The sequence below is a fragment of the Bartonella tamiae Th239 genome (assembly GCF_000278275.1).
GTDB lineage: Bacteria > Pseudomonadota > Alphaproteobacteria > Rhizobiales > Rhizobiaceae > Bartonella > Bartonella tamiae.
Map to the genome: position 1 here is coordinate 1,674,683 of NZ_JH725147.1, position 11,964 is coordinate 1,686,646.

Below are 11,964 nucleotides of genomic sequence, written 5' to 3' on the forward strand. Positions count from 1 at the left end.
TCTATCCTTTTTTCTTTATTATTGTGTTTTCATATGTGCTTTTATAATAATATCGGGATCATCGACGGCACCATTATTGCTCGTGCTCCCTTTTTTAATTTTATCGACTATATCCATTCCTTTAATCACTTGACCAATAATTGTGTATTGACCGTCTAAAAACGGCGCATCTTCATAGCAAATGAAAAATTGTGAATTGGCTGAATTTGGATTTTGAGAACGTGCCATACCAACCGTCCCACGCTTAAAATGTTCTTTTGAAAATTCGGCGTACAAATCAGGATAATGAGAACCACCCATTCCAGCGCGACGCGGATTGTAATCTTCACCACCCTTTTTACCAAATCTTACATCTCCAGTCTGTGCCATAAAGCCTGGAATTACACGGTGAAAAACAACATTGTCATAAGCCCCTTCTTTTACAAGCTTTTCAACCTGATCAACATGTTTGGGTGCCAAATCAGGACGCAATTGAATGGCAACATCACCATCTTTCAAAGTCAGCACAATCGTGTTATTTCTATCCAGATTATGATTTTGCGCACTAGCAAATGCTAAAAATCCAAATAATATAAGAATAACAGCCATAATGCGTTGAATAATTTTATGCATTTTTTTCTTCCTTTAAGGATCTTTTTTCTTTTAAAGCCTGCGCAACATTTTTGGGCACAAAAGCCGAAACATCTCCATCCATTGCTGAAATTTGACGCACCAAAGTCGCTGTAATAGCACGCAATGCAGGATTAGCAGGCAAAAATACTGTTTTAATCTCAGGTGCCATGGCAAAATTCATACCAGCCATTTGCATTTCATAATTAAAATCACTGCTATCACGAAGACCTCGAATGATGCATGACGCATTAACTTGTCGCGCTTTTTCAACCAACAAAGTATCAAATGAAATAACTGTTATTCTTTTTGCCTCATTGCCAAAAAAATCATGACAACTTTCAACAATCATTTTTTGTCTATCTTCAAAACTAAATAAAGGCGTCTTCGATGCATGTATGCCAATTGCCACAAACAATTTTTCTACAATATGCAATGCTCCGCCTAAAATATCCAAATGCCCATTAGTTAAGGGATCGAAAGAACCGGCAAAAATCGCTGTTTTCATTCTTTCGCTCCCTTCGCTTTTCGAACATATTAATTGTTAATCATCAGTTTTCAACGGTGTTGTTGCCGTTGACATAGAATTTTCTATATCATGATCTACATCTTCACTTATCGATACATCATCTTCAGGTTCTGAGATGCGTTCAACAGATACAACTTTTTCATTCGCTGCGGTATTGAAAATTGTCACACCCTTTGTTGATCGCCCAGCAATACGAATTCCATCAACGGGAACACGTATAAGCTGTCCACCATCAGAAACAAGCATGATTTGATCGCGAATTTCCACTGGAAATGCCGCGATCAATTTTCCAATTTCACCGCGTTTTGAAGGATCCGTTGCACGAATTCCTTTACCACCGCGTCCTGAAATACGAAATTCATAGGATGAAGATCGTTTACCATAACCATATTCGCTCACCGTCAAAAGAGTTTGTTCGCGTTCACTAAGATCCTTATAACGCTCATCACTCAATTCTGTTTCAACATATCCTTCATCTTCAACAACAAGAGACACATCATCCGCATCGGCACCTTCTGCTCGGCGTTCTGCGATTGCCCGCTTTAAGTATGCAGTTCGCTCAGCCGGTGTAGCGTCAACATGACCCAATATTGTCATTGAAATAACTTTATCGCCCTTGCCCAAATTGATACCACGAACACCGATTGAATTTCGGCCTGCAAACACACGCACATCAGTCACAGGAAAACGAATACACTGTCCGTCAGCAGTTGTTAAAACAACATCATCATTTTCCATACAGGTCTCAACTGAAAGGATTTCATCACCTTCTTCATCAAGTTTCATAGCAATTTTACCATTGCGATTGACTTGAACAAAATCAGAAAGTTTATTACGTCGAACTGTTCCACGCGTTGTTGCAAACATCACATCAAGCGCACTCCAGCTGACCTCATCTTCTGGTAAAGGCATAATCGTCGTAATGCGCTCGCCTTGTTGAAGTGGTAACATATTAATTAACGCTTTACCCCGTGACTGAGGACTTCCTACAGGCAAACGCCACACTTTTTCTTTATATACGATGCCGCGTGATGAAAAAAACAAGACAGGTGTATGAGTATTTGCGACAAAAAGTCGTGTAACAAAATCCTCATCTTTTGTTGACATGCCAGAACGGCCTTTACCACCACGCCTTTGAGAGCGATAGGTATTTAATGGTACACGTTTAATGTAGCCACTATGACTGACAGTAACCACCATATCTTCACGAGCAATTAAATCCTCGTCATCCATTTCTGCTCCACCAAGACCAAATTCTGTCCGTCTTGGTGTTGCAAACTCGTCGCGTAAAGCAATCATTTCGTCTTTAACAATTGTCATAATACGCGTGCGTGATGCCAATATATCAAGATAATCTGTAATTTCTGCGCCAATTGTGTTTAATTCATCAGCAATTTCATCACGACCTAATGCAGTCAAGCGTTGTAATCTTAGCTCTAAGATAGCACGAGCCTGATCTTCAGAAAGATTATATGTGTTATCCTCGTGAATAATATGACGTGGATCATCAATCAACTTAATCAGCGGCGCGACATCAGAGGCGGGCCAACGACGTGTCATTAACTGTTCACGCGCACTTTGAGGATCAGGCGCTTTTCTAATTAATGCAATAATTTCATCAATATTGGCAACAGCGATAGCCAAACCAACCAAAACATGCGCTCTTTCGCGTGCTTTACGTAAAAGATATTTTGTACGACGACGAACAACTTCCTCACGAAAGGACACAAATGCTTTTAACAAGTCCATAAGTGTCATCAATTCGGGTTTACCACCATTGAGCGCAACCATATTACACCCAAAGGAAGTCTGCAGTGGTGTATAGCGATAGAGCTGATTAAGCACAACATCAGCAACGGCATCCCGCTTCAACTCAATCACAACACGATAACCATCGCGGTCAGACTCATCACGTAGATCAGAAATACCTTCAATGCGTTTATCACGCACCAACTCAGCCATTTTTTCAATCATTGTTGCTTTATTCACTTGATAGGGAACTTCACTAACAATGATTGCTTGACGATCATTTCGAATTTCTTCAATATCGACCTTTGCACGCATGATAATAGAACCGCGCCCCGTCTCATAAGCCGAACGGATTCCAGACCGCCCTAAGATGATACCGCCTGTTGGAAAATCTGGACCTGGAATGATTTCAATCATTTCATCAAGAGACAAAGCCGGATTATCAATCAGCGCCACACAACCATTAAGAACCTCACCTAAATTATGCGGAGGAATATTGGTCGCCATGCCGACAGCAATACCGCCAGAACCATTCACCAAAAGATTAGGAAAACGTGCAGGTAAAACAACAGGTTCTTTTTCACGTCCGTCATAATTATCTTGAAAATCAACGGTATCTTTATCAATATCGAAAAGTAAATTCTCTGAAACCTTTTCCAAACGACATTCTGTATAACGCATCGCAGCGGGGGGATCACCGTCGATCGACCCAAAATTACCCTGCCCATCAATAAGTGGATTACGCAATGAAAAATCTTGCGCCATGCGCACTAAAGCGTCATAAATTGATGTATCACCATGAGGATGGAATTTACCCATCACTTCACCAATAACACCGGCTGATTTACGATAAGATTTATTAAATGAAAGTCCCATCTCGTTCATAGCATAAAGGATGCGCCGATGAACAGGCTTCAAACCATCACGCACATCAGGTAATGCACGCGATACAATGACACTCATTGCATAATCAAGATACGAACGCTGCATTTCCTCAACTATGTTTACTGGTTCAATGCCATCGGGAGCATCAGAATCAGGCGGCAAAATTTGATCATTCACGGTTGTATTACCTTCCTGGTAAGAATCACTTAAACCTTTATACCGAAAAACATAGCAAAATGCCAATTTAGGCATACCAATATAAAAACAAATAATCTCTTTTTTTCAAAGACTTATGTCATTAAAATAAAAAGCAGTGGATGAACGTTTCGCTTTTTACACCAAATAAGGTAACAACAAGCATAAACAAACTATAAAGGATTGCCAAAAATGGCCGAAATCGTTCTCATCATAAATGCGCTAATCACGCTTTTAGTAACGATTGATCCACCAGGATTGGTACCTATATTTTTGCGTTTAACTTATGGCATGACTGGCGTTGAACGACGTGCTACGGCAATTACAGCAGCAATTATTTCTTTTTTTATTCTCACCGCTTTCGCTTTAGCAGGAGAAACCATTTTAAATGGTTTAGGCATTTCCATTGGTGCTTTTCAAATTGCTGGCGGTATTCTTCTCTTTGTTATTGCGTTTGAAATGATTTTTGAAAAGCGTTCTGAACGCAAAGAGCAAAGTGCACAAATTGCTATCACAAAAGATCATATTAGAAATATTGCGGCTTTCCCGCTCGCTCTTCCTATGATTTCTGGTCCTGGAGCGATATCCGCAACGATATTGATGGCAAGTAAAAATACTGGATTTTCTGGTTCGATTGTTTCATGCATTGTTATTTTAGGCGCCGTCCTTGCATGTTATGGATTTATGATGCTCGCACATCCTATCGACAGAATTCTCGGCGAAACAGGAAGAACAATAGTAACACGTCTTTTTGGTGTTTTACTTGCAGCACTTGCGGTTCAATTTGTTGCTAATGGCGTTATAGCAATTTTTCTATCACCAGTATCTTCATGATATATCAAAGAGATGTAATCTGATTTATTATCAACAATACGATAAAAGATAAAAATCTTAAGCGTGCGAAATAACACGCAATCTAAATAAATAAGAGTGATAACATAATACAAAAACACATAATAAAAAAAATTATTTTCAAATTTGCAAACAGCTATCATTAAAAATATTATTTACGTTTCGTTCTTTATCTTTAGAATATCATGTAATACTACGCTGAAAATATAGAGACTCTAGACGTCGTCTATCTATCAACCAAAAAAGACATTTGACCTTAAAAGGGCACTTCATCATCCAATTCACGAGAAAAATCACCTGGCTCTGATAAATTTCCACCACGATCATTATTAGCTCCGTAACCGCCAGAAGACGTATTACCATAATTTGATGCTCCATAACCACCAGATGATTGATCTTGCACTTGCGTACGGCCACCACCTTCGCCACGACTATCAAGCATTTGTAATTCACCACGGTACTTTTGCAAAACCACTTCTGTCGTATAACGATCATTGCCATTTTGGTCTTGCCATTTACGTGTTTGCAATTGACCTTCAATATATATTTTGGCACCTTTTTTTACATATTGTTCAACAACTTTAACCAGATTATCATTGAAGATGACAATATTATGCCATTCTGTGCGCTCACGACGTTCACCCGTATTACGATCTTTCCAACTTTCAGATGTTGCAATACGCAGACTAGCAACCTGATCTCCTGAATTCATGCGGCGAATTTCAGGATCTGCACCCAAATTGCCAATTAAGATCACTTTGTTTACACTACCAGCCATGACATGAACTCCAAATCACAAATTTATATTTTATAACGATCATTAACGATTAATTTGTATGAACACTAAAAATGTCTTCTAAAAATTTAGCAAGTCATTTGGACTCAATCAAACATAAAAATCTTTTAAACGTCCCGATATTCAATTATTTTCAATAATCACACTTATTTACACGGTTTTGTCATATAGCATATAAAAAGCGAGATAGATTTTTATCTTTCCACAGATGTTGTTTATAAAACGATACAAAACATATGATAGAGGCATGGACATTTAAATTCAAAACACTTATCTGATAATCATTGTTCCATATTTGTTCTCTTAAGGCGCGTTATGTCAGATCAAAAATTTATTTCAATTCGTGGTGCACGTGAGCATAATTTAAAAAACATTGACCTTGATCTTCCACGCGATAAGCTTATCATTATGACAGGTCTTTCTGGCTCAGGAAAATCTTCCCTTGCATTTGATACCATTTATGCTGAAGGGCAAAGACGTTATGTTGAAAGTCTTTCCGCCTATGCGCGCCAATTTTTAGAAATGATGCAAAAACCAGATGTTGATCAAATTGATGGTTTATCTCCTGCAATCTCTATTGAACAAAAAACGACAAGCCGTAACCCGCGCTCAACTGTCGGAACAGTCACTGAAATTCATGATTATATGCGCCTTTTATTTGCGCGTGTTGGCGTTCCTTATTCGCCAGCTACTGGTCTGCCTATTGAGAGCCAGACGATTAGTCAAATGGTTGATCGTGTTATGGCTCTATCAGAGGGAACACGCCTTTTTATTATGGCACCGATAGCACGTGGGCGCAAAGGCGAATTTAAAAAGGAAATGGCTGAGCTTTTAAAAAAAGGGTTTCAGCGTGTAAAAATTGATGGTGTTTTTTACGAAATTAGTGATGCTCCAGCACTCGATAAAAAATTTAAACATGATATTGATGTTGTGGTCGATCGTATTGTTGTGCGCGCTGATTTAACGACACGTCTTGCCGATAGTTTAGAAACATCATTACGTCTTTCTGATGGTTTAGCTATTGCAGAATTGGCTGATAAACCCTTACCTGCCAATGAAACTGCGGGCGGATCAGCCAATAAATCTAGAAATGAAACTCATGAAAATTTGCTTTTTTCAGAAAAATTTGCCTGCCCAGTTTCTGGTTTCACCATTCCTGAAATTGAACCAAGACTTTTTTCTTTTAATAATCCTTTTGGTGCCTGTCCTCATTGTGATGGATTAGGAGTGAGACAATCAATTGATCCCAAACTTGTAGTGCCAGACGATCACTATACTTTAAAAGCAGGTGCCGTTGCCCCTTGGTCAAAATCCTCATCTCCCTATTATACTCAAACTTTAGAAGCCTTAGGTAAAGCCTATGGATTTAAATTGGGCAATAAATGGAAAGATCTTTCTGAAGAAGCCCGTCAAGCTATTTTATATGGTACTGGCAAAAAAGAAATCGAATTCATCTATAGTGATGGGTTACGCTCCTATACAGTCAAAAAAACCTTTGAAGGCGTGATCCCTAATCTGGAACGGCGTTGGAAAGAAACAGATTCTGCATGGTCACGTGAAGAGATAGAACGCTATATGTCATCATCACCCTGCCCTGCATGTGATGGATATCGATTAAAACCAGAAGCTTTGGCTGTAAAAATTGACAAAATGCATATCGGACAAGTATCTGAAATGTCAATTTCTAAAGCAGATCAATGGTTTAGTGAAGTTACTGAAAGTTTTACTGAAAAGCAACGCGATATTGCCAACCGAATTTTAAAAGAAATTCGTGAGAGATTAACCTTTCTCAATGATGTTGGTTTAGATTATCTCACATTATCACGTAATTCTGGCACGTTATCTGGAGGAGAAAGCCAGCGTATTCGTCTTGCTTCACAAATTGGCTCTGGCTTAACAGGCGTGCTTTATGTGCTTGATGAACCCTCTATTGGTTTACACCAGCGTGATAATGCTCGTCTTCTTGAAACGCTTCATCATTTGCGTGATCTTGGCAATACCGTCATTGTGGTTGAGCATGATGAAGACGCGATATTAACATCAGATTATGTGGTTGATATAGGCCCTGCCGCAGGTGTGCAAGGAGGATATGTGATTGCACAAGGCACACCGAAAGACATTATGAATGAACCTGCGTCATTAACAGGGCAATATTTATCAGGAAAAATAGAAGTTCCAGTACCTGCACAAAGACGACAACTTTCAAAAACAAAAAAAATAAAAGTTGTCGGTGCCAGTGGGAACAATTTAAAAAATGTCAGTGCCGAAATACCACTAGGAACATTTACTTGTGTGACGGGTGTTTCTGGCGGCGGAAAATCAACATTTCTAATTGAAACATTATATAAAGCTGCTTCAAGAAAAATAATGGGAAGCAGAGAACATCCTGCTGATTATAATAAAATTACAGGTCTCGAATTTCTTGATAAAGTCATTGATATTGATCAATCACCAATTGGACGAACACCGCGCTCTAACCCTGCAACATATACAGGAGCATTTACGCCCATTAGAGAATGGTTTGCGAGCCTGCCTGAAGCAAAAGCCCGCGGTTATCAAGCGGGTCGTTTTTCCTTTAATGTCAAAGGAGGACGGTGTGAAGCCTGTCAAGGTGATGGCGTTATAAAAATTGAAATGCATTTTCTGCCCGATGTTTATGTCACATGTGATGTCTGTCAAGGCAAACGTTATAACCGTGAAACTCTTGATATCACGTTCAAAGGGAAATCAATTGCTGATGTTTTAGATATGACCGTTGAAGAGGGTGCTGTTTTTTTTCAAGCTGTACCTGCTATACGCGACAAGTTGGACACTCTTGTGAAAGTTGGATTGGGTTATGTCAAAGTTGGACAACAAGCCACGACGTTATCAGGCGGTGAAGCGCAACGTGTCAAGCTTGCAAAAGAGCTATCCCGAAAAGCAACTGGGCGCACATTATATATTTTGGATGAACCAACAACTGGCCTTCACTTCCATGATGTCGCTAAATTACTAGAAGTCTTGCACGAATTGGTTGATCAAGGAAATACTGTTGCAGTTATTGAACATAATTTAGAAGTGATTAAAACAGCTGATTGGGTCATTGATCTTGGACCAGAAGGTGGCGACGGGGGTGGAGATATTGTTGCTGTCGGCAGACCTGAAGATATCGTCAAAGTCGAACGTTCTTATACGGGACATTTTCTTAAAGAATTACTTGAAAGACGCCCTTTAAAACAATCTTAATGATAAAATCATGAAATAAAACAAAAAGTTAAATGCATGAATTTATATTAAATATGAAAATAATATATTATATAATAAAGATTTAAAACATAAAATGGCGGCTTATTAGCCGCCATACTTTTTATAAATCCAAAATAGGCTAAGTTCCAAAATAGGCTAAGTATTGTTTAAAAATTGCGTTGCATACGAACCATACCTTGAAACGCATCATCCCCATGGAAAGTTACACGAGCATCATCCGCCCATTTTTTGTCATTACCATAATTTAAATAACTCAATTCAGGAGTGATAACGAAACCAGGAACCAATTCATAGGCGACATTAATTGATGCACTGAAAATATCGGTATCATCATAAGTCAACTGAGTATTGAAAGAGGCTTTTTTTGTTGCTTTAAAAGTACCCCCACCCCAGAGTGCCCAGTCACCACCCCAATCACCGTATTGGCTCGTATGCATTCTATAATAATAATCTCTCTTTCTTTTAGGATGATTTTCATTATAGACTTCATCATAGGCATAATAATCGTCATTCGACTTATATCCCGCCATGATCCAAGCTGAAACACGATCCGTTATATTAAGGTTTACGCGAATTTTAGCAGCCCACTCTTCCCATCTGGCATCATAAGCGCCAATAGCTGCGATTGATCCCCATCCTTGTGCAAATTTGGCTCCAAATAACACATTAGGTGTATAATCATCAATTTGGCTACCACTATAAAAGTGCCGCGCAGCAGGATCATAACGCTCACCTATGCCAGCATTGATACCAACGCGTTTTCCATTGCCCTTTAAATAGTAGTTATCACCTGGATTATCACTTCCCCCATTTGTTCCTTGTTCAACACCTATAATTGCAGAAAATCCATTATCAGTACTAAAAGTATAGCTTAAAACATTTGTACGTTGAAAAGTTCCGGGATTTACAATGTCATCATTTAAGACTTTGCCAAGATATCCCGTCCAATGCCAAAAAATAGATTCATCAACACCAACGCGTAATCCACCAAGTTCGACATAAGCAAAATGCGCCTGACCACTTAATGTGTCATGCCCATCATCCCATTGGTTACGAAGTTCAACCAATGTTCGCAGTGTTCCCCAATCCGTTTCACTTGCTGTTTGGAAACGCAACTCTGCCCTTGTGCGCCAATTATAGGTATCACGTGTTTTTCTACCTTTATAGGAAGAAACATTATCACCGCCCTTAATATCAACACGTAAATATCCACCAAGACGCATACATGTTTGCGTGCCAGGAATGTAAAAATATCCCTCTCCATAAGCATCGCAAACCCGAACATAGTCTACTGGTTCAGGCTCAACAAGCACATCTGCAGCTTGGGCTGTTGCACTTATAAGTAATGCTGTCGCCGATACTGTTAATATTTTGACTATATTCATCCTAATATTCTCCCAAGATTTAACCACAATTGGACTACATATTTCTTGGATAGACATAAGCTTAAAAAAACGAAAAACACAAAGCTGTGAGCACAATATTTTGTATTATCTAAGTGATATTTTCATCACAGAAAAATTTCTTCAAAACAGTTGGTAACACAGTAATTAAATCTTCCGCAATTGTACCTCTTCCTGAATAGGTTCCACATTCTGCATGAAACCAAACCGCAGCACAAGCGGCTTCAAATACAGGCATATTTTGGGCAACCAATCCACCTACAAGACCAGAAAGAACATCACCAGAACCTGCTGTCGCTAAATGGGGCGAGCCATTTACGGTGACTGCAATACGCCCACAAGGACTAGCAATAATTGTATCTGCTCCCTTATATACAATCACAGCACCACTTATCTTAGCCGCTTGTTTTGCTTTTTCAATACGTGTCATATGACAGCTTGCAAGCTCTGGAAACAAACGCTGAAACTCACCTTCATGTGGCGTCATAACAACATGAACATGTGACTCTTTTATTAAATTATAAAAGGCTTGAGGTTTTTTAGCAAGTGCTGTGAAAGCATCAGCATCCAGAACTAAGTGATCCACAACGTGTTTTAACAGAATAAACTGTATAAGGTCATGAGCACGATTGAAATCTCCAAATGCTGGCCCTAAAATAACAGAACGCACTTTGCGTTGTGATAGAAAAGACATTACATCATCATTATTATTTTCTGGATAAATCATTATACTAGTTAAATGATTTTGTAGAGCACAAACCGCCTCATCAGGCGCAATAATCGTCACAGCACCTGACCCAATTCTTGCAGCAGCATATGAAGCCAATCTTGCTGCCCCAGTAGCCCATGAAGGCCCTGAAAACACAACGGTATGACCACGACTATATTTATGCAGTTCATGAGTCATTTCAGGAAAGAAATGTTGCCAAAGAGCTGGCATATTCAATTTCAATTTTGGCTGAATTTTATCAAGAACATTATCGGATATACCAATATCGGTAAGAATAATATCACCACAATAAGCACGTCCTGGATAACAAACATGACCAGGTTTTAAACGAAAAAAAGTGATGGTTTTATGTGCCATAAGCGCACCATTTAAAATCATTCCCGTTTCCCCCATCACCCCTGAAGGAAGATCAATGGCAAGAACAGGTGTTTTAGACTGGTTAATTTTGTCTATTAAATTTTTAATGTCACCATTAAGTTCACGATTGAAACCCGCGCCATAAAGTGCATCAACCACAAGATCAAACTTTTCAACATTAAATTCAGACAAGGGTTTTGCCTCAAAAGGTAAGTTTAAAAATGCCTTTTGAGCATCATCTGGTCGATGACGATCCACATCTGTAAAACACATCAACTCAAAACGTCTCTGTAAAACTTCTAAACCGCTTGGAACATTATCATGTTTTTGTTCATGCAAGACATTCCATAATTGTCGAGCAACAACAAAACCATCGCCACCATTATTTCCTGATCCACATAAAACGGCAATTTTTTGAGCTTTATCAAAAGTATTTAAAATATAGTCTGTAACTTTTGCACCAGCCCGCTCCATAAGCCAATATGTCTGATGATTATGAGCCTGTGCTGCAAGCATATCAGCATGTGCCATTTCATTAGGTGTCAAAAGCTCTAAAGGTAATAACGGATTATTCAAACCAATTTTTGCATGTTTTTTAATCACAGCGCTCATT

The 11,964-nt window shown here is 39.0% G+C and carries 8 protein-coding genes; 2 read left to right on the forward strand and 6 right to left on the reverse strand.

The window, feature by feature from the left end; genetic code table 11:
- Positions 1-18: 18 nt before the first annotated feature.
- Genes ME5_RS07550 through gyrA form a run of 3 tightly spaced genes read right to left on the reverse strand, consistent with a single transcriptional unit; the run spans position 19 to position 3,877 of the window.
- Positions 19-612, reverse strand: a complete 594-nt coding sequence (locus ME5_RS07550; protein ID WP_008039911.1) for a peptidylprolyl isomerase — start codon at positions 610-612, stop codon at positions 19-21.
- Positions 605-1,117, reverse strand: a complete 513-nt coding sequence (gene coaD, locus ME5_RS07555) for a pantetheine-phosphate adenylyltransferase (protein ID WP_008039912.1) — start codon at positions 1,115-1,117, stop codon at positions 605-607. The genes ME5_RS07550 and coaD overlap by 8 nt, the downstream gene beginning before the upstream one ends.
- Positions 1,118-1,153: 36 nt before the next feature.
- On the reverse strand, positions 1,154-3,877 hold the full coding sequence (gene gyrA / locus ME5_RS07560; RefSeq protein ID WP_245256553.1) for a DNA gyrase subunit A: 2,724 nt from the start codon (positions 3,875-3,877) through the stop codon (positions 1,154-1,156).
- 282 nt (positions 3,878-4,159) lie between these two features.
- On the opposite strand from gyrA, the gene ME5_RS07565 reads away from it, so the two are divergent.
- Positions 4,160-4,801, forward strand: a complete 642-nt coding sequence (locus ME5_RS07565) for a MarC family protein (protein WP_008039914.1) — start codon at positions 4,160-4,162, stop codon at positions 4,799-4,801.
- Between the two features lie 274 nt (positions 4,802-5,075).
- Here ME5_RS07565 and ssb read toward each other — a convergent pair whose 3' ends face one another.
- Positions 5,076-5,597, reverse strand: a complete 522-nt coding sequence (ssb, locus tag ME5_RS07570; protein ID WP_008039917.1) for a single-stranded DNA-binding protein — start codon at positions 5,595-5,597, stop codon at positions 5,076-5,078.
- A 333-nt stretch (positions 5,598-5,930) separates the two neighbouring features.
- On the opposite strand from ssb, the gene uvrA reads away from it, so the two are divergent.
- The gene (gene uvrA, locus ME5_RS07575) at positions 5,931-8,840 is read left to right on the forward strand and encodes an excinuclease ABC subunit UvrA (RefSeq protein WP_008039919.1); all 2,910 of its coding nucleotides are present in this window, start codon (positions 5,931-5,933) and stop codon (positions 8,838-8,840) included.
- A gap of 167 nt (positions 8,841-9,007) precedes the next feature.
- Here uvrA and ME5_RS07580 read toward each other — a convergent pair whose 3' ends face one another.
- Both ME5_RS07580 and ME5_RS07585 read right to left on the reverse strand, forming a co-directional pair.
- A complete protein-coding gene (locus ME5_RS07580; protein ID WP_008039922.1) occupies positions 9,008-10,246 on the reverse strand; it encodes a porin in 1,239 nt (412 codons plus the stop codon).
- A 109-nt stretch (positions 10,247-10,355) separates the two neighbouring features.
- Positions 10,356-11,963, reverse strand: a complete 1,608-nt coding sequence (locus ME5_RS07585) for a bifunctional ADP-dependent NAD(P)H-hydrate dehydratase/NAD(P)H-hydrate epimerase (RefSeq protein ID WP_008039924.1) — start codon at positions 11,961-11,963, stop codon at positions 10,356-10,358.
- Position 11,964: the final 1 nt, after the last annotated feature.

Coding starts and splice junctions, on each gene's coding strand:
- ME5_RS07550 (WP_008039911.1), bottom strand. CDS start 612: ATGCATAAAATTATTCAACGCATTATGGCTGTTATTCTTATATTATTT.
- coaD (WP_008039912.1), bottom strand. CDS start 1,117: ATGAAAACAGCGATTTTTGCCGGTTCTTTCGATCCCTTAACTAATGGG.
- gyrA (WP_245256553.1), bottom strand. CDS start 3,877: ATGCAGCGTTCGTATCTTGATTATGCAATGAGTGTCATTGTATCGCGT.
- ME5_RS07565 (WP_008039914.1), top strand. CDS start 4,160: ATGGCCGAAATCGTTCTCATCATAAATGCGCTAATCACGCTTTTAGTA.
- ssb (WP_008039917.1), bottom strand. CDS start 5,597: ATGGCTGGTAGTGTAAACAAAGTGATCTTAATTGGCAATTTGGGTGCA.
- uvrA (WP_008039919.1), top strand. CDS start 5,931: ATGTCAGATCAAAAATTTATTTCAATTCGTGGTGCACGTGAGCATAAT.
- ME5_RS07580 (WP_008039922.1), bottom strand. CDS start 10,246: ATGAATATAGTCAAAATATTAACAGTATCGGCGACAGCATTACTTATA.
- ME5_RS07585 (WP_008039924.1), bottom strand. CDS start 11,963: ATGAGCGCTGTGATTAAAAAACATGCAAAAATTGGTTTGAATAATCCG.